Below are 19,912 nucleotides of genomic sequence, written 5' to 3'. Positions count from 1 at the left end.
AAGTGTCTGGTCCATGATCACTCAACCCGCGTCCGTCCGGAGTGGGTAGACAAACCATTCCTCAAACGGAAAGAGGACCGGAAATGAGCCTTATTGAGTTTGGCACGGAACGCCCCCTGAATCCGGTTGATACCATTGAAAACCTTGCAACCGGTAATGACTGGTCCTTTGAACGCCTTGGTGATGACGAGATTTCCATTTCGGTTACAGGGACTTGGTGTGATTACCACGTAACCTTTTCATGGATGGAAGAGTTGGAAGCACTGCATATGGCAAGTGCATTCGACCTCAAGGTTCCTGCTCCCAGAAAAGATGAGATTGTTCGTCTGCTTGCGCTCATTAACGAGCAGCAGTGGATGGGTCACTTTGATATCTGGGGTCGTGAAGGTGTTGTTATTTTCCGTCAGTCGCTTTTGCTGGCTGGTGGTGCAGAAGCCAATTCATCTCAGATAGAAGTCCTTTTCTCCAATTCTCTTGATTCATGTGAACGGTATTATCAATCGTTCCAGTTTGTCGTGTGGGCTGGCAAGACAGCACAGGAAGCGATGGAAACTGTGATGTTTGAAACTGCCGGTGATGCATGAAACTAACGAATGAACGCCCGCTTGTTCTGATTGGAGCAGGCAAAATGGGTGGTGCCATGCTTGCCGGCTGGATGAAGCAGGGTATGGCACCTGAGCATGTTGTGGTTGTTGACCCCAACCCACCATCTGACACCCTTGAAACCATCACTGCAAACAGCATCACCTGGCACAAGAGCGTGCCAGAAGGTGTTGTGGCCGGTGTGTTGCTGATGGCTATCAAACCGCAAATGATGGAAGCTGTGCTGCCAACACTCACCAATGTGGCGGATGAGAGCAGCATCATTCTTTCTGTGGCAGCTGGGACAACGATCAAGCGTTTTAAAGATACGTTTGGAGCTGCGCAGCCTGTTGTGCGCGTGATACCGAATACGCCTTCTCAGGTAGGGCGAGGTGTGACTGCAGGTTATGCTTCGGTTGAAGTTCAGGATGAGCAAAAGGCTCTGATGAGCTCCCTGCTTGAAACAATCGGCGTGTTTTACTGGGTGGATGCAGAGGAACAGATTGATCTGGCAACAGCTGTCAGCGGTTCCGGTCCTGCCTATGTGTTCTATCTGGTTGAGGCTATGAGCGAGGCTGGTCAGCGATTGGGGCTGAATGCCGAGCTTGCAGAGGCCTTAGCCCGCGGAACAGTTGCAGGCTCTGGTGAGCTGCTTCATCAATCTTCTGAGAATGCCGATGTTTTGCGTAAGAATGTGACCTCTCCCGGTGGTACGACAGCAGCTGCACTTTCCGTGCTGATGGGGGATGACGCTTTGACAAACCTGATGAGTGACGCTGTTGCAAAGGCAGCTCATCGCGCCACAGAACTTGCTGACTAAAACAGCACTTCTTTGTTGAGGTGCTTTAGATTTTGCTGCGGCGTATCTTTATCTGAGAACCAGTTTCCACTTCTCTGAGATATGCTTTCAGCAGGTTCCAAAATTGCTCGATATTGAAGTAAAGCCTCGGTTACTAGACTAAGGCTTTTTCTTTGTATCTGGGTTGCTCCTGTGTGTATGATTAGGTGTTGATGCGTAGTTAGAGCAGGTCGCGTTCATTTACATTCACGCTCCGCACTCTAACTTCTTTAGTAGAGCGAGTTCTAAGTGTTTGATTGACGCCAATCAAACGGAACGCGCTCTGGAGTGTTGGCCATACAGGAGCGTGCCATGCCCACCGAAAAGACCCATCAGAAAGTCATCGCAAGTTTTATTGAGTTGCTGGAAACACACAGGATTGAAGAGATCACTTATACAGCGATCGCAGATAATGCTGGTGTGAAGATTGAGGTGGTGCGGGCGTGTTGCAATGGAAAGCTGGATCTGCTGGCAGCCTTTATGCAGGACATTGACCAGAAAGTTCTGAAAGAGCGTGATCCTGACCTTATGGATGAAACACGGCGTGATCGGCTGTTTGACGTCCTCATGTGCCGGTTAGATATCATGGAACCGCATAGAGAGGCGATCCGTAACCTACGCAAGACAGTGGTCAAGGACCCGGCTTTGGCCATGCATATGCACAAGCTGGTGACACGCTCGATGAAGTGGATGCTGGTGGCAGCTGGCATTGAAGAATTTGGTTTGCGCAGTGTCGGCATGTCCAATGCTTTGGCTTTGGGTTTTGAGCGGTTGGTTCGTGTTTGGCTTGAGGATGACGCACCGGGGCACCCGAAAGTTATGGTTGCCGTTGACGATATGCTAGCGAACGGTGAAAAATGGATGGGCCGTGCTTGCCGCGTTGAGAAAGTGGCAGCTCCCTTTATTGAAGGCCTGGGACGTTTGTGCCAGAGACCTTCGCGCCCAGCAGGTAAAAGCACACCTCCACCTGAAACTGCGAATGGTGGGGCTGAAGCCAGTCCCTAAAGCAGTTTGTAGTTAAGCTGAAACACGCGAACTGCTTTAGCCTTTGTTTTTGTGTACCTTTATTCGAAAATCGGTTTCCACTTTTCGGATAAAGATGCGTTGTAATTTGAGTTATTGAGAAGAATATGGACCAAAAAGAAGATACGAAAACCATCGGTATTGATGATTTTTTGAATGTGGATGTGCGTGTTGGCACTGTTGTTGAAGCCGTTGATTTTCCCGAGGCCCGCAAGCCCGCGTACAAACTGAAGATTGATTTTGGTGATGATATTGGTGTGAAGAGAACGTCTGCTCAGATCACTGCTCACTATACGCCTGAGGCGCTTGTTGGTCGTCAGGTTATTGCTGTTGTGAATTTCCCACCACGCCAGATCGGGCCATTTATGTCTGAAGTTTTGACACTTGGGTTAGCGGATGAGAATGGAGATATCGTTCTGCTTCATCCCGACAGCAAGGTGCCTAACGGTGGCCGGATGCACTAAAGCAGTTCGTATTTAGGTTGAAACATCTGAACTGCTTTAGCCTTTATTTTTGCGTATCTTTATCCGAAAACCGGTTCCCACTTTTCGGCGATACGCTGTAAGACGCTGGCATTCTGTTGACTGTGATGGGTATCCAGAGTGACTGGTTGGTTGCTCTGGGACCTCAACCGTCATGCCGGGAAAGCGGAGCGCTGATCCGGTTTCCAGTGCGAAAGGTGCTGGCGTTGGTGAGTGTAGCTCTGGATCCCGCATCAAGTGCGGATGACGAGGGAGAGGGGGGGCTCTAGGTCCCGCATCGCGCTACGCTTGTGCGGGATGACGGTGGTGGGCAACAGCAGCCCCCAAAACCACCAAGGCTATCCTGCACTTGATGCGGAATCCAACAAACTTCACGCGCCCTCAATGTCCTCCAGAAAACCAAGCCGCAAACGCCCAAATCACCCTGCGCCTCACTCCTCGGTGTCATCCCGGGCGGAGCGTCGCGGAGACCCGGGACCCATAACCGCTTGCTTTACTATTTTGCTGAGACGTTCGAGCAATCTCTGACACTGGGGGTATGGGGCCGGGGTCATCGCCCGGGATGACATCGATGGGTGGGGCAAAGACTGTCTCAAAAAACTTATTCCCCTCCCAGTTTTCTCCCATATTCTGAGAGACATGCCCACGCAACGGGCTGCTGGCGGACCGTCCGTCAGTGAGGCGTGGGTTGGGCGGGGCTATCAGAAGAGGTAACGCATCTTTCTGGTGGTCCGGTGAACCGAACTTCAAACGTGACCGCATGGTTTGAGGGGAAGGGCCCAGGACTATAGGGTATCATGCGGTGATAGATACACGAGCACCGGCAGGGGAACCTGTTTTTGCGAAGGTATTTGTCAAAGACGGAGGAACTGTTTGGTCAGGGAAACCTGACTGGATAAGCCATTGTCTTTCCGGGAAACCGGCTATCGTGCCTTATAGGCAAAAGAGGCGACGTTGTTCATCCAAAGAAAGCCCGGGCGAGGCGAGCAGCCACTGCCGAAGACTCATTACTAATAAATAGCGCAGGTATTGCCTGCCGCCTTGCTCATCCCGACCTTCGGGAACTCTGGTTCAACACTGCATGACAGGTCATGTGGTGCTCTTCGCATGTCCTGTACATTGTGGGCTAGATCGGAATGCGTATGCGAACGCGCAGGCCGCCCAGTGGAGATTGACGCAAGAAGATTTCCCCCCCGTGACTTCTCACAATATCTCTTGCAATCGCCAGGCCGAGGCCTGAGCCACCGCTGTCCTGATTGCGGGCCGTATCCAGCCTGTGGAAAGGACGGAAGACGTTCTCTCGTTCTTCACGCGGGATGCCCGGGCCATCATCATCAACTGTGATAATCAGCCAGTCAGGTGTTCGATTGCCCTTGATGCGCAGCGTCTTGCCATAGCGTGCGGCATTGGAAATCACGTTCAGCAGACAGCGCCGGAAGGCTCGGCCTTTGACGATGACAAGTGGATCTCCGTCGAAGGAGGATGCAACGTCTGCACCAACAACCTCTGCCTCAACCTCCAGATCTTCAAGCATGAGCGAGATATCGACTGGGGCAGGCGGCTCGTCACCATAGCCTTTGGAGAAGGAGAGATAGTCCTCCAGCATGCGGTTCATTTCGTCGACGTCTTTACGCAGAGCATCCGCCTCAGGAGATTGAGGAAGCAGAGCAAGCTCAAGACGGAACCGCGTGAGGATGGTTCGCAGGTCATGGCTGACACCAGCAAGCATGGTCGTACGCTGATCAACATGGCGCTCAATTCTGCGGCGCATGTCAACGAAAGCAAGAGCCGCACGGCGGACTTCACGAGCGCCATGTGGGCGGAAATTGGAGACTTGCCGACCCTTGCCAAACTCCTCAGCAGCGTCTGCCAGTTGCTCGATTGGCCGGATTTGGTTTCTAAGGAATAAGACCGCGATGATGATCAGAACCAGCGAGGTGGCGACCATCCAGACGATGAAGATATGGGAGTTCGACGCATAGGTCTGGCTGCGACGGGCGATGATACGAAGCGTTTTGTCTTCGAGCTGGATGCGGATTTCGACGTACTTTGAAGCGCCGACGGTATCAATCCAAAACGGTTTGCCAATGCGTGCAGCAATTTCACGGGTCATGTACCGATCCACCAGATCAAATAGCGGTCTTGGTTTTGGTGGTGGTAGAGGTTCTTTGGGAAGAACTGTAACGGATAGACCCAGTGCACCCGCGCTGATTTGCTTCAGTGTCGCGTAGTTGTCGTCATGATTGTAGGTTTCAGTCATGTCGACAACAGCAGCAATCTGCCGAACCACCGCCTCAGACAGGCGGCGCGTGACCAGATCGTAGTGGCGCTCCATGAAAACGAAAGCGAGGACTGATTGCAGGATCAGGAAAGGGATGACGATGATCAGCAGTGCACGGACATAAAGGCCCTTCGGTAGCCGATAGTGCAGCCAGCTTGTCACCGCGAAGTAGGGCTTTAAGAGCGTTCTGATCCATTGTGGGAGTGTGAACCGGTTTGAAAAGCCCATCGTCCTCTCGCTGATTGCGTGTGTGCTGGCTGATATAATGGCAGCTAGTTGGTAATAAGCCGATAACCTATCCCACGCACAGTCTGCAGGTACAAGGGATTGCCGGGGTCTTCCTCAATCTTTCTTCTCAAGCGGTTCACCTGAACGTCGATTGTGCGCTCGCCAAGTGCAGCATCTGCTCCCACCAGATCAGTTCGTGCTACAGTTTGACCAGGTTTTTCTGCGAAGGTGTTGAGGATCTGCTTTTCACGGTCTGTCAGGCGGACATGCTCGTCATTGCGTTTCAGTTCGCCGCGTTCTGCGTTGTATTGGAACGGGCCGAACGCCAAGACTTCGAGCTTCATTTTTGGCTTTGGGCCACCTCTGCGGAGGATGGCAGAAATTCTAAGGAGCAATTCGCGTGGTTCAAACGGTTTTGAGACATAATCGTCGACACCAGCTTCCAGTCCCTCAATCCGATCTTCAATATCGGAGCGAGCTGTAAGCATGAGGATAGGGACAGCTTTGGAACGGCGCAGGTCTTTTGCGAGCTCAATTCCGCTTTCGCCTGGCATCATGACGTCCAGAATGAGCAGGTCGAACTCCAGGCCGGATAATCTGCGACGGGCTTCTTCTGCGTCTCTTGCGACGGTTACCCGAAATCCACTTTCACCGAGAAACCTTTGGAGCAGGTCGCGGATACGACTGTCATCATCAATCAGGAGAATGTGAGGTGCATCATCTTCCAGAAGAGCAGAGCGGGCCACGGTAATTCCTCAATCTGTTTGTTTGGTGATGAGACGGGCAACTTCGCTACGTTCATTCTCATCAATCATAAGATATAAAAACTGGCGGACAATCTCATCACTGCCATCTGGCATCATTGAGATCGCCTTATTAATACGTTGGGATTGGAGTTTGGATAACCGGGCACAAAATTCTGTACCCTTTTCAGTGGTATAAAGCAGGCGCTGACGGCGGTCCAACGCTCCTGGTTCCTGACAAATGAAGTCATCATCCACCAACTGTTTCAAAACACGTCCCAAACTTTGCTTCGTGATTTTTAAAATGTCGAGCAGGTCAGAGACTCTGATTCCGGGGTTTCTGTGCACAAAATGAAGAACACGGTGATGGGCACGACCAAAACCCAGCTCATCGAGAAGCACATCCGGATCACCCGTAAAATCGCGATAAGCGAAGAAAAACAGTTCAATAAGGTCAAACCGTGGTGAATCGCTGTCTTTTTTATTCATTTCCTGTCCCGGATAACTGCCTATTTTTTAATCTTACAAAAAATACGTCAGTCATGTTGACTTATTTCAGAATGATAGTTACAAGTTACTCATCGCTGAAGAAAGGAAAGAACTCAACACGTCGCATGTGCGCAATAGTTGAAAAATTAATTTCTTCATCGGTTTTACATCGTGGATAGGTATTGATCATCTGTAGTTGTAATACGGCTGCTCTGTACACCTATCCTTTCAGAATTCATTGATTTAGCTAGAACACACCTTGACTGGCAAGGCCTTGCTTTGCCTGCACCGTGAATTGTTCGCCATATGGAGAAGAGAAATGGCGGGTATACCCTTTGATCAACTAGAAGGCTCAATCTGGTTGGATGGAAAAATTGTTCCGTGGTCAGAGGCCAAGGTGCACGTGCTCACGCACGGTTTGCACTACGGAAGCAGTGTGTTCGAAGGTCAACGCGCCTATGGCGGCGAGATCTTCAAGCTGGAAGAGCACACCAAGCGCTTGCATGCGTCTGCAGAAGTTCTGGGCTTCACTATTCCGTGGAGCGAAGAACAGATTAACGGTGCGTGTAAACAGATGCTGACTGAGAACAATCTGACAGACGCTTACCTGCGTCCGGTTGCTTGGCGCGGCAGTGAGATGATGGGCATTTCTGCTCAGTCCAACACTATCCATTTGGCAATTGCTGCATGGGAGTGGCCGAGCTACTTCTCTCCAGAAGAACGTTTGAAGGGTATTCGTCTGGATTTGGCGGAGTATCGTCGTCCTGATCCAAAGACTGCTCCGTTCAAATCAAAGGCTGCTGGTCTGTACATGATCTGCACGATTTCGAAGCATGCAGCGGAAGCCAAAGGTTATTCTGATGCGCTGATGCTTGACTGGCAGGGCCGTGTTGCTGAGGCTACTGGTGCGAACGTGTTCTTCATCAAGGACGGTGCAATTCATACTCCGATTGCTGATTGCTTCCTTGATGGCATTACGCGCCGCACTTTGATTGATCTGGCGCGTGCTCGCGGTATTGAGGTAATTGAACGCCGTATCATGCCAGAAGAGATGGAAGGCTTTGAACAGTGCTTCCTGACAGGATCTGCTGCTGAAGTGACACCGGTTTCCGAAATCGGACCGCACAGTTTTGCTCCGGGTGAAATCACTAAGCTGATGATCGAGGATTACATGGCTGCGGTGCAGCCTGCGAAAGAAGAGTTGCTTGTAGCAAGCTGATTTCTTCGCTGCATAAAAATTCAAAGCCCGCTGCTCTGACTGAGTAGCGGGCTTTCTTGTTTTATTCGGCTGCGAGCTGTTGCTCGTGTTGCGGTCTGAACAGTTTGCCGTTTTCAGTGATCAGCACGCAGATCAAGCCAAGTATTGAGAATAGTGCCACACCATATACGAGAGGTAGTTCGGTCCCGTCATATAGCTTGCCAATGCCAGCGCCGAGTAGGGCTCCGATCAGGGTCGTGATGAAGCCAATCATGGCTGAACCTGCGCCAGCAACGCGGCCCAATGGTTCCATTGCCATGGTGTTGAAGTTTGGACCAATGAAGCCGAAGAAGAACATTGCCAGAGATTGAATTGCGATGAACGAAACAATGGTCAATGAACCGCTGTAGGCGATTGCTGCTGTCAGGACTGATGTTGCCGTGAAGCCGAGAAGTGCCATGTGAGACATCTTTCTCAGACCATACTTCTCTACCATCTGAGAGTTCAGGTAGGAGGAGAGGGCCATTGCGATTGAGATGGCTGCGAAAACTATTGGGAACAGGTCAGCGAGTGCAAAGCGTTCCATGAAGACTTGTTGTGCGGAATTGATGAACGCAAAAAGACAGGCAAAGATGAATGTCATTGCCATCATGTAGCCAAGGGTCACACGTGTGGTGAGAGCTAACCGATATGCACTGAGGACAGAACGCAATTCCAGTGGGCGTTGGTTCACTGGGGCGAGGCTTTCAGGAAGGCGCATGGAGCACCATACAAGAAGGAGCACGCCAAACAGCGTGAGGGCGGCGAATACGCCTTGCCACGGAGCGACCCAAAGGACGATCTGTCCGAGGAATGGAGCGATCACTGGGGCAATCTGGAAGGCAACCATGACCAGGGACATGACCTTGCCCATTTGACGACCACTGTACCAGTCCCGGATCATTGAAATGGATGCGACGCGCGGTGCTGCAGCGCCTATACCTTGAAGAGCTCGAGCCGCGAGCATGTGCTCATAGCTTACAGCGAACGTCGAATACACTCCGCCAATGATGTACAGGCTGAGGCCGATTAACAGTGTGGTTCGGCGACCGATCGTATCCGAAAGTGGACCGAAAAAGAGCGAAGCAAAAGCGAGACCAAGCATGTAGGCGGTGATCACCAATTGGCGATCATTGTCGGGGACAGACAATGCAGCGCTCATGGCCGGAAGAGCCGGGAGCATCATTGACGTCGCAACCGCGTTCAGCGCCATAAGCGCTGCAACAAGGCTGACAATTTCCCATAAGGAAAGCCCAGGATGAGGTGCTCGCTCATGCTGCAGATCAGAAACTGCAGACATCAGAGACCTGTTTGTTGGGTGCAAAAAAGGTAAGAGGTCGCGATTGCGACCTAATAAACTCAAATTAGCTTCTATTTGAACTGGCAAACATGGCTATGTCAAGGCAAGTGCCAGCTCATTGTTGCGCACTGCATATTTATGAATCGCTGAAACTATTTGGGTTTGTCTTCGTTCCAGCGCGCTGCATCGGCATCATCAACTGCTTTGGCCTCGACCCAAGTTCCATCAGAAGCCTCTTTGAGATGCTCTTTCTTCCAGAATGGTGCCTGAGTTTTTAGGAAGTCCATTAGAAAGTCAGAGGCTTCGAAGGCTGCGCGACGATGTGAGCTGGTTGCTATGACCAATACAATATTGTCACCTGGAGGAATTTTGCCAAAGCGATGGATGATCGTGAGGCCTGTCAGAGGCCAGCGTTCAACGGCTTGCTGCGCAAACTTTGAGATCTGAGCTTCGGCCATGCCCGGATAGTGTTCAAGTTCCAGCGCTTCTAGTGTGCCGCCTTCATCCCGGCAGAGGCCTGTGAATGTAACGATAGCTCCGACATCTTTGCGGCCTTTAGTGAGGATTTCGGTTTCTGCTAAGACGTCGAAATCTTCAGCCTGAACGCGGACTGTAAATTCTGTGGTGGTGCTGTTTGTCATGGTACTCGCAGACTTTGAGAGATGCTGGAGGGAAGGTGCTCCTCAACCGCCCGTCATTGGCGGGAAGAATGCAACTTCTTCAGTTCCAGACAAAACGTGATCTTCTTCCACGTGTTCCTGATTGACTGCAATGCGAATGGTTTCTGGTTGTTCGAAGGCAAACGCATAACCTTCATCACGAGCTGCGAGCCAACTCATCAATTCGCCAGCGGTTTTAACAGTTTCTGGAAGCTCAATGGTTTCCTCAGAGGTTCCTGTGCGCTCACGCAGCCAAGCGAAATAACGAATTTTCATGAGAATGAGCCCCGGTATTGTGTGGCTTCCTTTTTGTGGAAGCCTTGTCTTTTACAGGAATTAGTCTTCAATCAGATGGCCAATTCCGGCGCGGAAGTAGTCATACCCCGTATATAAGGTCAAAATCGCTGCGACCCAAAGTAGCACTATACCAGTTGATGTGGTGTAGGGGAAAACAACATCGCCCGCATCACCTGCGAGCAAAAAGCCTAAGGCAACGAGTTGGACAGTGGTTTTCCATTTAGCCAGTTTGGTAACAGGGACCGAAACACGAAGCTCAGCAAGGAACTCACGCAAGCCAGAAACAAGGATTTCCCGGCAAAGAATGATGATAGCGGCAAAGATAGACCAGTTTCCGATTGTTTGATCCCATGCCAATATAAGGAGGCAAACAGAAACGAGAAGTTTGTCGGCAATTGGGTCCAGCATACGGCCAAGAGCGGACTGTTGCTGCCAAATTCTGGCGAGGTAGCCGTCAAAGAAATCTGTGATTGCAGCTATGAAGAAGATACTTAATGCAATCCAACGGGCGGTGTGGGTTGGGAAGTAGAAACACACAGCCAGAGCTGGCACAGCAGCAATGCGGCCGTAAGTAAGAATATTTGGAAGCGAAAATATAAGCTTACGGGACATATGAACCTTCAAGTTTACGCGGCTAACAAGCGCTCATAGGCAGGGTGTGCACATCCAAGTGCGTCCTGTCAATTGTAGCACGCTTATTTGTGCAGGACTTCAGGGGAGTATACGGGATTATGTAAACATCCCGTCACCCATTTCCTTAATGATCTGCTTTGCCTTGCGTGAAGAGAACTCTTTTGCTTCATCCTCAGAGCCATGTGTGTCTGCGCGGATAAAGGTGTGCTCTTTGGTTTCTTCACCAAATTGCTTGGTGATGCGACCTGCAGTTTGCCACTGTCCTCCACGGCGAGAAGGTTCAGAGTAAATCAGGTAGCCTTCAAATTCTTCTGCCTTCGCAGCTGGCGTAGATTTTTCATCTTTGTTGCCGCCAAACAGATTTGAGAAAAAGCCCATGTTTGTTCTCCCAGACTAAACGTAGTTTTAGTGGTCTACAAGTTCGCACATCATGTCGGCGAGTGCATCCTTGTTTTCACCCGTTGGTTCCCCAAGTTTGCGCATGGACCAGTGTTTTCTGCAAAGCGAGATGTAGGATTCCTCACCGCCGATGACAACCTGATCACCTTCTTCGACAATGTTTCCGCTTTCGTCCACGCGGGCCACCATTGTTGCTTTGGATCCGCACCAGCAGATGGTTCTCACTTCGCGGAGGATATCTGCAATGGCGAGGAGTGCGGCACTGCCTGGAAACATCTTGCCCTGAAAGTCGGTTCTCAAACCGTAAGCCATTACAGGAATTCGAAGATGGTCCGCAACATGGGCCAGCTGCCAGACCTGTTCTTCTGTCAGGAATTGTGCTTCATCGATGAAGACCGCGTTGAACTGGTGCTCTTTGAGTTGTTCCTCAATACAAGCGAACAGATCAAGCTTTGTGTCGTAGATGAGGGCTTCTGATTTCAAACCTATACGCGATGAAATTTCTCCGACCTTGGTGCGATTGTCGAGGGCTGCTGTGAACAGCAAACTGCGCATGCCGCGCTCCTGATAGTTATAGGAGGCCTGCAGCAGCAGAGTGGATTTACCAGCATTCATTGCGGAGAAATTGAAATATAGTTTTGCCATTGGCCCTTCGCGGCGCGGCGCGCCTCATCGCGTTCAATCTGATTAGGTCTTCATACATGGATTCGTGAGAGAGGCCAGAACCCTGGGAGGTTACTCACAAGGTTCCACGGCAAACTTTTAGCGTGAGGCGTATCCAGCAACCAAACTTGGCAATTCACGCATGCAGGCTATGGAATGATCCGGCAGAACAGGGGATCGATTGGCATGCTGCAGAGGGTTAAACCAGACAGAAGTGGCGCCGATATTGTTTGCGCCTGCGATGTCGTGCTCCAAAGAGTCGCCGACATGGATGAGTTTGTCGGGGCTTATGCCAGCCATTGAAAGCATAGCATCAAAGAGGCGGGGATCCGGTTTTTTGTAGGGATACTCTTCTGCCATTACCACGAAGTCGAAGAGGTGGGCGATGCCAGCGCTTTTAGGGCAAGAGTTGCCATTGGTGATGAGTGCTGTCTTGTAGTTTCGCTTCAGTGTTGCGAGCGTTTCTTTGACATGAGGGTAAAAATAAGGGTCTCCGAAGCGGACTTTCTTGAAGATTTCCAGCGCCTGCTCGGACAAATCCTTAGCATTGCTCAGTGGATTAAGTGCTTGTTCAAATGAAGCTCTTCGAGTTTCCAGTAAGCGAATGTTGTTGGGGCCTGCGTCTTCAATGAGGGATTTATGTATCTTTTTGAGGCGTTTGGGGGTGATGGGTTTGTCGGAGTAATGGCTTAAAAAACTTGCGGTGGTGATGAGGGCTTCGTCCAGAATTCGTTGAAAATCAAAGAGGGTTTGGTCTGCATCGAAGGATATGAGTAATTCTCGTGGCATTCCAAATTTCCCTCCGGACTAATCCTTAGAAAGTTATTATATGCTTACTTTAGGGTAATATGTGAAGTGTTGCGAAGATTGGAAAATGGTCTGAGCCGACGTCTTCGTCAATTAAGAGGTCTTTGATTATTATTTCTTCGGAAGAGGTGATGTGATCGACTTTTGATCCCAACACTTTTCCAAGAAATGGATTGATAAAATATCGAGTTGTCTGCGGAATGAGGCTGGTAAATGTTGTTTTCAGCTTCAAATCTGAGAGTAATTTCTGGAAGGTATCTGACCAGACAGGTGTGTTCCAGTCCCCTAAAACCATAATGGGTGAATCTGTCTGCTTTTCCCGGATGTAATTTGACACGTAATTCATGTAGGTCGTCCGTCCGTCGAGGCGACGCTGACTACGTGGGCTTGCCGGGTGGATCGCATAGAGCTGGATCAGGGTGCCGTTGATGTCGAGATCTGCGCTCAAGAACTCGCGCGGAATGTACCCGTTTTGCCCGAGGCCAGGTATATGAACCCGTTTTGAGTTTTTAAGCGGAAATTTGCTGAAGACCGTGAGATCCGTGTCACGCTTCGCTGGCGGTAGGATAGCGTATTGATAATTCTCAGTCAGGAACGTTTTCAGACGAGGAGTTGCGCTTGCGGTTTCCTGAAACACGATCAGGTCTGGTTGTCGTTTTTCGATGAGCTCCTGTAGGGCCTCCTTTTCAAACTGCATATGCAGGAGGTTGAGACTCATGACGTTGAACGACTTGCTCTTGGGGTGGTTCTCCAGAATTGCGACAGGCTGGGTGACGAGTCGGATGCTGGTGACCATCCAGAAACTAGAGATGATTAAGCCTAAGAGGCATAGTAAATGGAGCCAGTGTAGCTTTCTAGCCATTACGAGCCAGAGTAGGAGACTGACGAAACCCAATGCGATAAGTTGCGGGATGAAGAAAGCTACCGCTTCGCTCAACAGATTTCCTGGAGCGAATAATGAGGCAAGGAGCAGGAAGGTGACAGCGAGTGTTCCTGCGCGCACCAGATGAAGCAAGATCGGGGTATTTCGCTTTTTCTTTGATAATACCCTGTCTGAATGCACTGCTCTCACCTTTGGTTGTTAAGTTTTGATGAGAATAGCGCAGAGTCGTTTTCTATTTGTGAAAACAATGCGTTATCCCGTGATTATTCGTGGAAGTGGTTGTAGATCAGTTTTGCAATGCTTTCGGAGATGCCCGAGACAGCGCGTAAGTCATCGATACCTGCTTTTGAAACTGCTTTTGCAGTGCCAAAGTGACGAAGCAGAACGCGCTTTCTTGTTGGACCAATACCCGCGATTTCATCTAGCGGATTTGCCACGATCGCTTTTTTGCGGCGGGCCCTGTGGGAGCCGATCGCGAAGCGGTGGGCCTCATCTCGCATGCGTTGCACAAAGTAGAGGACAGGATCCCGTTCAGGTAGCATGAAACTTTGTTTGCCTGTGACAAAGAACTTCTCGCGCCCTGCATCGCGGTCGGGGCCTTTTGCGATACCGACCAATGGGATGTCCGTGATACCCATCTCTTCGAGTGTTTCGCGGACAGCGCTGAGTTGGCCTTTACCACCATCGATCAGAACCAAATCAGGCCATGCAGGGATGTCAGTGTTGGATGGCGCGACATCCTGCTCATCTTCACCAGCTTTTTGCTCAGTTTTTGATTGTGCGGTGAACCGGGCGGCTTGTTCGTAACCTTCTGGGTTCTCTTTTATCAAGCGAGCAAAACGGCGTGAGAGTACTTCTCGCATCATGCCGTAGTCGTCGCCCGGGATCAGGTCTTCTGACTTGATGTTGAACTTTCTGTACTGGCCTTTCGCAAAACCATCAGAGCCTGCAACGATCATTCCACCAACTGCGTTGGTGCCTGAGATGTGGGAGTTGTCGAAAACATCGATGCGACGTGGTGTGCGGTCCAGGTCAAAGGCTTCAGCGACGCCCTTCAAGAGTTTCAGCTGGCTGGATGTCTCGGCAAGTCTCCGGCCAAGAGCGCCCTTGGCATTCGTGAGTGCGTGCTCCACCAACTCGCGTTTTTCGCCGCGCTTTGGAATTGCAACTTCGACCTTGCGATTGGCCCTTGCTGAGAGGGCTTCTGCCAGTAGTTCTTGCTCTTCCAGTTCATGAGAGAGCAGCACCATACGTGGCGGCGGTTTATCCTCGTAGAACTGGGAGAGGAAGCTCTCCAGAATTTCTGAGGGTTCGTAGCTTTTATCCGCTTTTGGAAAGTATGCGCGGTTGCCCCAGTTTTGTCCCGTGCGGAAGAAGAAGACCTGCACGCATGTCTGACCGCCTTCCTGATAAGTGGCGAAGACATCTGCTTCATCAATGCTCTGAGGGTTGATGCCCTGGTGACTCTGAACATGTGAGAGTGCGGCGATGCGGTCGCGGTAGACGGCTGCTTGTTCAAAATCGAGGTTCTCTGAGGCTTTTTCCATAGCCACTGCCAGATCTTGCTTGATGAGCTGGCTTTTGCCCGAGAGGAAAGACTTTGCCTCTGCGACAAGTCCTTTGTAGTCCTCGATGGAGATCTCACCGGTGCACGGTGCAGCGCAGCGCTTGATTTGGTAGAGCAGACAAGGGCGTGAGCGGTTGGAGTAGTAGCTGTCGGAGCAGTTGCGAATGAGAAACGCCTTTTGCATGGCATTGATGGTGTCATTGACAGCACCAGCGGATGCAAACGGTCCGAAGTAGTCGCCTTTGCGGGCACGGGCACCGCGGTGTTTGATTAGGGCAGGGGCTTCATGATCTGCACTGATCAGGATGTACGGAAAAGACTTGTCATCACGCAGGAGCACGTTGAAGCGTGGGCGTAAACGCTTGATCAGGTTTGCTTCCAGTAGCAGGGCTTCTGGTTCTGTGCGTGTTTCAACGAACTCCATAGCAGCGGTTGCCATGATCATTCGCATGATGCGGTTGGATTGGCCCTGAAGCCGCGTATAGCTGGTGACACGCTTCTTGAGTGAGCGGGCCTTGCCGACATAGAGGACTTCTCCGTCCTCATCAAACATGCGGTAGACGCCGGGCCCAAGGGGCAAGCGTTTTACGAAGTCTGCAATGACTTCAACACCCTTTACGCCAGGTTTGCGCGGGGCGGCGTTGCTTTCAAACTGGATGTCTGGATTGCTTTGGGGCACATCGACATTGTCTTCTGCTTGAGCAGGCATGTCAGATGTGTCTTTGGCCATGATCCAATTACTCTCGGTGTATGCTGAAATAAAATATGGAAACGCACCTTATCCGATTCAACGGCAGGTGCGGTCTCTCAGAAGTGTTTTAGTTGTGTGTCCTAGATGAAATCCAGAGCAAATACGCCGTAGATGTAAGCGACATAGGCAACGCTAAGGAATATGCCCCATGCTTTGCCAAGGCATAGACGCTTGGCGGCAAAGATATAAAGGAGTACGGCACAGGCTAGCATGACCCAGATATCGTAGACGAGGATCTGTTCTGGGATCGGGATTGGAATGATTGTGACCGTGATGCCCATGATCGCCAGCAGATTAAATACATTTGAGCCAATGACGTTGCCGAGAGCCACTGCTGAATGCTGACGGAGGGCTGCCATGACGGTTGTCGCAAGCTCTGGCAGCGAGGTGCCAAGTGCAACGACGGTCAGACCGATAACAGCATCGGACACGCCCCAGGATGATGCCACATCAGTTGCCCCGGAGATCGTCAGCTGGGCTCCAAGCGGCAGGCCGATCAGGCCCAGAACGAGAAAGAGTGCTGCAATTGCCTTGTTTTCTGGAACGGAATCGACGTCGAGATCATCTTCTTCATCTCCATCAGAAGCCGTTACACAGCAAGAGCCGTTCTCTTTTTTATGCTTCTTGGTTGCGCGTACTGAATCCCCCAGAAAGATCAGAAGCAAAACAAGAAGGCCGATACCTGCATAATGGGTTAGCGTGCCCATGAAGCAGAGTGCTGAAAAAATGACGGAGACCACAAGCATGAACAGAGCGTTTCTGTGAGCTCCATTTTCATCGCATGGCGTTGTTGCGATCAGAGCAGGTACACCAAGAACCAGTAGCACGTTTGCGATGTTGGAGCCGACAACATTACCGATTGCAACGCCGCTGACTCCGTCGAGGGCAGCTTTCAGAGAGATAAAGAGTTCTGGTGCAGAGGTACCAAAGGCGACAATGGTCAAACCGATGATGAGAGTTGGAATTCCCAGAGCCTGAGCAATTGACACAGCGCCGCGTACAAGCAAGTCACCGGCAAAAATCAATAGTGCGAGACCTCCGAGGAGGGCAGCATATGAGAAAAGCATAGGCTGAAATTCCAATTATGTAAGGTTATTTGCTACACCAAAGGGGGCATACAGGAGTCTGACCGGGTATATAGACAGGTTTGCAGCGTTCTTGAAGTGTCTCAGATCACTTTTGACAGCAGATCTCTGCAAAAATTTCAGTTGGTAGAATTGATCACAGCCTGTGTGTAGTAAAAAGGCCACTCAAATAGTGTATATTACCTAGCGTAAACAATAGGTTGTCAAATGCGCCATATTCTTTCTGTAGTTTGCCTTGAATTAACCAGAATTCGTGTCAGATCCAGCCACAAAGTCAAATCATACCTTTCTCCATCCCGGGGCGGTCTCATTTGATCGCCTTCCCCCAGCGGATGCGTTTCATGCGCTCCGTTTATAATTTGTTGGAGAATGATACATGCTGCGTATTGCGTCTTGTACCGCTATTGCTTTCGGTCTGATGGCCGGCACTTCCCTTGCTGCTGACCTCCCTCAGCCAGTACAGCCAGTTCAGCCAGAAATTTCTTATGAAACACCAGCGACCTTTTCTGCGTATGACTGGTCTGGTGCTTACATCGGTGCCAACGCTGGTTGGGGATTCCTCGGCGCTGATGGCAAAAGCGGTGCATCCGGTGCATTGGATGACGACCAGAATGGTGTAACTGCGGGCGTTCATGCCGGTTACAACTTCATGGTTGCTCCAAGTGTTGTCCTGGGTGCTGAAGCTGACATTCAGTACAATGACCTTGAAGAGAAAAGCGCTGGCGTAGAGCTGCAGTCCGACTGGAACGCAACTGTTCGCGCTCGTGCAGGTTACGCTCTCGACCGTACGCTTGTATACGGTACAGGTGGTGCTGCATTCAAAGACCTGACTGCAAAATCCTCTTCAGGCAAGGATGAGAAAACCGCTATTGGTTACGTTGTAGGTGCTGGTGTTGAACACGCTGTAACCGACACTCTGACTGCTCGCCTTGAATACCTGTATCAGGACTTCGGCGATCAGAAGTTTGACTTCGGTGGCGACACTGAGAAAACTAAGATTGATGAAAATCTGGTACGCGCAGGCGTTTCCATGAAGTTCTAATTGAACTGATTTTCTGCTTTAAAGGCGCATGCTTCCGGCATGCGCCTTTTTTGCTTTCAGCTTCTTTCAAGCATTTCTGGTGCCTGTGTTTCGTTGTAGGCCGGAACCTGCGCAACGAAAGCTTCATGCCAACGAACCAGTTGCGGGTTGTTCTGCCGCCAATCCCCATTCGCTCGTAAATCGAGATAACCTAATGAACAAGCAAGAGCGATCTGGGCACAGTCCGGAATGCCATTGGTTTCGGCTGGAGTTGGCAAAGGATGGTCATTGAAGGCTTTCAAAGTGCGATCAACTTTTCCTTGTTGCCGGTCGATCCAGGTCCGGTTCCAGTGTTCCTCTGGATGGTTCCTTGTTTCAATCTGAGCCTGAATGGCGGCATCAGTGATGCCATCCGCCATTGCTTGTTTTGTCAGGGCTGAGATGCGGGTGTCGTCTGTCGGGATGATTTTGCCTCCGCCAGCCAGAGTGTCGAGCAGCTCCAGTGCGACGCGGCTATCATAGACGATGTCGCCGTTTTCCAGCAAAAGTGTCGGGACTTTTGCAAGTGGATTCTGCTCGTACAAAGAGCCCTCGGATGCTCTTGTGTCAGCCCAATCGACTTTCACCAGTTCCTGAAGTCCCAGAACAGCAGCAGCGATACGCGCTTTTCGTCCATAAGGGGAGGTTGGTGATGTGCGGAGGATGACCATTTTGCCTAAACTCCCGGCTCAGCTTTGGTTTTGTCAAATGACGGTACGCTTGAAGCGAAGTCATCCAGCCATGCAACGAGTGTTGGATATGATTTTCGCCATTCACCAGCGAAACGAAGATCAAGATACCCAAGAGCACATGCGAGTGCGATCTGAGCTGCATCAGGTGAGTTGTGTTGGACTTTTGGCAATGGGTTGTTTTCGAAGGCTGTCAGCGCACGATCAACCTTGGCCTGTTGGTAATCCACCCAGTCCTGATGCTTCTTCTCTTCAGGACGCATACGGCTTTCATAAACGATCTGGATTGCTGCATCGCAGATACCATCTGCAAGAGCTTGTTTGGTCAGAATTTCAAATCGTTCAGCACCTGCTGGAAACAGCTTTTCGCCACCAGCTGTATAGTCCAGATATTCAGTGATGACGCGGCTGTCGTAGAGTACGTTGCCGTCTTCAAGGACAAGACATGGGATTTTACCGAGTGGGTTTTGCTGGCGGAGCGTGTCATTGGGATCGAGTGTCTGTGCGACTTCAACATTCACTTTGTCTGCGAAGCCTAGCACGTACAGTGCGAGCTTGATTTTGCGACCAAATGGAGAAGCGCTGGAGGAACGGAGAGTTTGCATGGCAGCCACCTGTAAAACACTAGATCATGTTGCAACGCGCATCCTTATCCGAAACCCGGAGGTGCATTCGGTGATACGCTCTAGGAGAATTGAGTGGTCTGCACGATATCCGTGTTTCTTCCAATAATGCAAGGGACTTCGATTTGATTGTGTCAGAGCTTGCGGTTACTGGGTGAGCTCCTTCGCAAAATGCTCGACAGCAATCCAATCTGTAAATTCGACGGTGAGTTTGGGGTCTGTCGGGCCATTGGTCATCTTCATGATGAGTTGGATCATTACCCGATCCCACGGCTTGTAGTCAGGATAGTTGAGAGCACCTGCAAAGACAGCAGCCTTCTTTGGCTCAAACTTCGATTTCTCCAAGTATTTCCTGAGGTATGCGTTGGTTTGCGGGGTGCTCTTCTCCGGCTTTCGGGCTGTCAGGTTGACTGAAAAGAAAGCTGTATGTGCCTGATTCAGTTCGGCCAAATTGCGGCTGACAAACTGGCGAACCGGACGTAAATGGAAGCCATAGCGGATAGGGGCTCCAATGAGAATTCGGTTGTTCTTCAAATCAGTTGGGAGCTGTTCCACCCCTGTTACAAGAGGGAGGAAGACGATCTTTTCTCCAT

Annotated in this window: 22 protein-coding genes; 6 read left to right on the top strand and 16 right to left on the bottom strand. The window is 50.7% G+C overall.

All coding sequences use genetic code 11. From position 1 onward, the window contains the following. Positions 1-83: 83 nt before the first annotated feature. The 4 genes from BM231_RS07715 (at position 84) to BM231_RS07700 (ending at position 2,907) form a co-directional block, all read left to right on the top strand. On the top strand, positions 84-584 hold the full coding sequence (locus BM231_RS07715) for a type III secretion system chaperone family protein (RefSeq protein ID WP_014286739.1): 501 nt from the start codon (positions 84-86) through the stop codon (positions 582-584). Next, positions 581-1,402: a pyrroline-5-carboxylate reductase gene (gene proC / locus BM231_RS07710; protein WP_093518230.1), complete on the top strand. Its 822-nt coding sequence runs from the start codon at positions 581-583 to the stop codon at positions 1,400-1,402. The genes BM231_RS07715 and proC overlap by 4 nt, the downstream gene beginning before the upstream one ends. Positions 1,403-1,732: 330 nt before the next feature. Continuing rightward, complete coding sequence (locus BM231_RS07705) at positions 1,733-2,425, top strand: hypothetical protein (protein WP_063293979.1); 693 nt, start codon at positions 1,733-1,735, stop codon at positions 2,423-2,425. Between the two features lie 125 nt (positions 2,426-2,550). Next, entirely contained in the window at positions 2,551-2,907 is a 357-nt protein-coding gene (locus BM231_RS07700; protein WP_057463587.1) for a tRNA-binding protein, read from the top strand. 1,144 nt (positions 2,908-4,051) lie between these two features. Here the strand turns inward: BM231_RS07700 and BM231_RS07695 are convergent. Genes BM231_RS07695 through BM231_RS07685 form a run of 3 tightly spaced genes read right to left on the bottom strand, consistent with a single transcriptional unit; the run spans position 4,052 to position 6,666 of the window. Then, entirely contained in the window at positions 4,052-5,434 is a 1,383-nt protein-coding gene (locus tag BM231_RS07695; RefSeq protein ID WP_063312564.1) for an ATP-binding protein, read from the bottom strand. Between the two features lie 44 nt (positions 5,435-5,478). Continuing rightward, complete coding sequence (locus BM231_RS07690; RefSeq protein ID WP_063298291.1) at positions 5,479-6,180, bottom strand: response regulator; 702 nt, start codon at positions 6,178-6,180, stop codon at positions 5,479-5,481. 9 nt (positions 6,181-6,189) lie between these two features. Then, on the bottom strand, positions 6,190-6,666 hold the full coding sequence (locus BM231_RS07685; protein WP_093518222.1) for a MarR family winged helix-turn-helix transcriptional regulator: 477 nt from the start codon (positions 6,664-6,666) through the stop codon (positions 6,190-6,192). A gap of 319 nt (positions 6,667-6,985) precedes the next feature. Between BM231_RS07685 and BM231_RS07680 the strand changes: the two genes are divergently transcribed. Continuing rightward, positions 6,986-7,885 (top strand): branched-chain amino acid aminotransferase, encoded by a 900-nt coding sequence (locus BM231_RS07680; RefSeq protein WP_093518221.1) that lies wholly within the window; start codon positions 6,986-6,988, stop codon positions 7,883-7,885. Between the two features lie 61 nt (positions 7,886-7,946). Here BM231_RS07680 and BM231_RS07675 read toward each other — a convergent pair whose 3' ends face one another. The 10 genes from BM231_RS07675 to BM231_RS07630 form a co-directional block, all read right to left on the bottom strand. Then, a complete protein-coding gene (locus BM231_RS07675) occupies positions 7,947-9,203 on the bottom strand; it encodes a multidrug effflux MFS transporter (protein WP_093518220.1) in 1,257 nt (418 codons plus the stop codon). 152 nt (positions 9,204-9,355) lie between these two features. Next, on the bottom strand, positions 9,356-9,844 hold the full coding sequence (locus BM231_RS07670) for a molybdenum cofactor biosynthesis protein MoaE (RefSeq protein WP_093518219.1): 489 nt from the start codon (positions 9,842-9,844) through the stop codon (positions 9,356-9,358). 42 nt (positions 9,845-9,886) lie between these two features. After that, on the bottom strand, positions 9,887-10,138 hold the full coding sequence (gene moaD / locus BM231_RS07665; RefSeq protein WP_057463580.1) for a molybdopterin converting factor subunit 1: 252 nt from the start codon (positions 10,136-10,138) through the stop codon (positions 9,887-9,889). 60 nt (positions 10,139-10,198) lie between these two features. After that, positions 10,199-10,771, bottom strand: a complete 573-nt coding sequence (gene pgsA / locus BM231_RS07660) for a CDP-diacylglycerol--glycerol-3-phosphate 3-phosphatidyltransferase (protein WP_057463579.1) — start codon at positions 10,769-10,771, stop codon at positions 10,199-10,201. A 117-nt stretch (positions 10,772-10,888) separates the two neighbouring features. Continuing rightward, on the bottom strand, positions 10,889-11,170 hold the full coding sequence (locus BM231_RS07655) for an HlyU family transcriptional regulator (RefSeq protein ID WP_063290025.1): 282 nt from the start codon (positions 11,168-11,170) through the stop codon (positions 10,889-10,891). A gap of 27 nt (positions 11,171-11,197) precedes the next feature. After that, a complete protein-coding gene (locus BM231_RS07650) occupies positions 11,198-11,836 on the bottom strand; it encodes a thymidine kinase (protein ID WP_093518211.1) in 639 nt (212 codons plus the stop codon). Positions 11,837-11,953: 117 nt separating this feature from the next. Then, a complete protein-coding gene (locus tag BM231_RS07645) occupies positions 11,954-12,643 on the bottom strand; it encodes an HAD family hydrolase (RefSeq protein ID WP_093518209.1) in 690 nt (229 codons plus the stop codon). A 49-nt stretch (positions 12,644-12,692) separates the two neighbouring features. Further along, positions 12,693-13,598 carry an endonuclease/exonuclease/phosphatase family protein gene (locus tag BM231_RS07640; RefSeq protein ID WP_208860177.1) on the bottom strand — a complete coding sequence of 302 codons (906 nt, stop codon included), beginning with the start codon at positions 13,596-13,598 and terminating at the stop codon, positions 12,693-12,695. Between the two features lie 209 nt (positions 13,599-13,807). Beyond that, positions 13,808-15,841 (bottom strand): excinuclease ABC subunit UvrC, encoded by a 2,034-nt coding sequence (gene uvrC, locus BM231_RS07635; RefSeq protein ID WP_093518205.1) that lies wholly within the window; start codon positions 15,839-15,841, stop codon positions 13,808-13,810. Positions 15,842-15,942: 101 nt separating this feature from the next. Further along, positions 15,943-16,929 (bottom strand): calcium/sodium antiporter, encoded by a 987-nt coding sequence (locus tag BM231_RS07630; RefSeq protein WP_093518203.1) that lies wholly within the window; start codon positions 16,927-16,929, stop codon positions 15,943-15,945. A 394-nt stretch (positions 16,930-17,323) separates the two neighbouring features. Here BM231_RS07630 and BM231_RS07625 point away from each other — a divergent pair, with 394 nt between their 5' ends. Next, positions 17,324-17,989 carry an outer membrane protein gene (locus tag BM231_RS07625; protein ID WP_063312554.1) on the top strand — a complete coding sequence of 222 codons (666 nt, stop codon included), beginning with the start codon at positions 17,324-17,326 and terminating at the stop codon, positions 17,987-17,989. Between the two features lie 56 nt (positions 17,990-18,045). On the opposite strand, the gene BM231_RS07620 is transcribed toward BM231_RS07625, so the two are convergent. From BM231_RS07620 to hemG, 3 genes are all read right to left on the bottom strand, one after another. Continuing rightward, positions 18,046-18,678 carry a glutathione S-transferase family protein gene (locus BM231_RS07620; RefSeq protein ID WP_093518201.1) on the bottom strand — a complete coding sequence of 211 codons (633 nt, stop codon included), beginning with the start codon at positions 18,676-18,678 and terminating at the stop codon, positions 18,046-18,048. A 5-nt stretch (positions 18,679-18,683) separates the two neighbouring features. Beyond that, entirely contained in the window at positions 18,684-19,301 is a 618-nt protein-coding gene (locus tag BM231_RS07615) for a glutathione S-transferase family protein (protein ID WP_063301233.1), read from the bottom strand. 165 nt (positions 19,302-19,466) lie between these two features. Then, entirely contained in the window at positions 19,467-19,874 is a 408-nt protein-coding gene (gene hemG, locus BM231_RS07610) for a menaquinone-dependent protoporphyrinogen IX dehydrogenase (protein WP_208860176.1), read from the bottom strand. Between the last annotated feature and the right edge of the window lie 38 nt (positions 19,875-19,912).

The sequence above is a fragment of the Pseudovibrio ascidiaceicola genome (assembly GCF_900114245.1).
Lineage (GTDB): Bacteria > Pseudomonadota > Alphaproteobacteria > Rhizobiales > Stappiaceae > Pseudovibrio > Pseudovibrio ascidiaceicola.
Note: the sequence above shows the minus strand (reverse complement) of the source record. Positions and strands in the feature narration are given on the sequence as shown.

What these genes read in the sequence shown, in the direction of transcription:
- BM231_RS07700 (WP_057463587.1), top strand. Translation starts at nt 2,551, where the DNA reads ATGGACCAAAAAGAAGATACGAAAACCATCGGTATTGATGATTTTTTG.
- pgsA (WP_057463579.1), bottom strand. Translation starts at nt 10,771, where the DNA reads ATGTCCCGTAAGCTTATATTTTCGCTTCCAAATATTCTTACTTACGGC.
- BM231_RS07655 (WP_063290025.1), bottom strand. Translation starts at nt 11,170, where the DNA reads ATGGGCTTTTTCTCAAATCTGTTTGGCGGCAACAAAGATGAAAAATCT.
- BM231_RS07650 (WP_093518211.1), bottom strand. Translation starts at nt 11,836, where the DNA reads ATGGCAAAACTATATTTCAATTTCTCCGCAATGAATGCTGGTAAATCC.
- proC (WP_093518230.1), top strand. Translation starts at nt 581, where the DNA reads ATGAAACTAACGAATGAACGCCCGCTTGTTCTGATTGGAGCAGGCAAA.
- uvrC (WP_093518205.1), bottom strand. Translation starts at nt 15,841, where the DNA reads ATGGCCAAAGACACATCTGACATGCCTGCTCAAGCAGAAGACAATGTC.
- BM231_RS07615 (WP_063301233.1), bottom strand. Translation starts at nt 19,301, where the DNA reads ATGCAAACTCTCCGTTCCTCCAGCGCTTCTCCATTTGGTCGCAAAATC.
- BM231_RS07695 (WP_063312564.1), bottom strand. Translation starts at nt 5,434, where the DNA reads ATGGGCTTTTCAAACCGGTTCACACTCCCACAATGGATCAGAACGCTC.
- BM231_RS07670 (WP_093518219.1), bottom strand. Translation starts at nt 9,844, where the DNA reads ATGACAAACAGCACCACCACAGAATTTACAGTCCGCGTTCAGGCTGAA.
- moaD (WP_057463580.1), bottom strand. Translation starts at nt 10,138, where the DNA reads ATGAAAATTCGTTATTTCGCTTGGCTGCGTGAGCGCACAGGAACCTCT.
- BM231_RS07705 (WP_063293979.1), top strand. Translation starts at nt 1,733, where the DNA reads ATGCCCACCGAAAAGACCCATCAGAAAGTCATCGCAAGTTTTATTGAG.
- BM231_RS07620 (WP_093518201.1), bottom strand. Translation starts at nt 18,678, where the DNA reads ATGGTCATCCTCCGCACATCACCAACCTCCCCTTATGGACGAAAAGCG.
- BM231_RS07675 (WP_093518220.1), bottom strand. Translation starts at nt 9,203, where the DNA reads ATGTCTGCAGTTTCTGATCTGCAGCATGAGCGAGCACCTCATCCTGGG.
- BM231_RS07645 (WP_093518209.1), bottom strand. Translation starts at nt 12,643, where the DNA reads ATGCCACGAGAATTACTCATATCCTTCGATGCAGACCAAACCCTCTTT.
- BM231_RS07680 (WP_093518221.1), top strand. Translation starts at nt 6,986, where the DNA reads ATGGCGGGTATACCCTTTGATCAACTAGAAGGCTCAATCTGGTTGGAT.
- BM231_RS07715 (WP_014286739.1), top strand. Translation starts at nt 84, where the DNA reads ATGAGCCTTATTGAGTTTGGCACGGAACGCCCCCTGAATCCGGTTGAT.
- BM231_RS07625 (WP_063312554.1), top strand. Translation starts at nt 17,324, where the DNA reads ATGCTGCGTATTGCGTCTTGTACCGCTATTGCTTTCGGTCTGATGGCC.
- BM231_RS07685 (WP_093518222.1), bottom strand. Translation starts at nt 6,666, where the DNA reads ATGAATAAAAAAGACAGCGATTCACCACGGTTTGACCTTATTGAACTG.
- BM231_RS07630 (WP_093518203.1), bottom strand. Translation starts at nt 16,929, where the DNA reads ATGCTTTTCTCATATGCTGCCCTCCTCGGAGGTCTCGCACTATTGATT.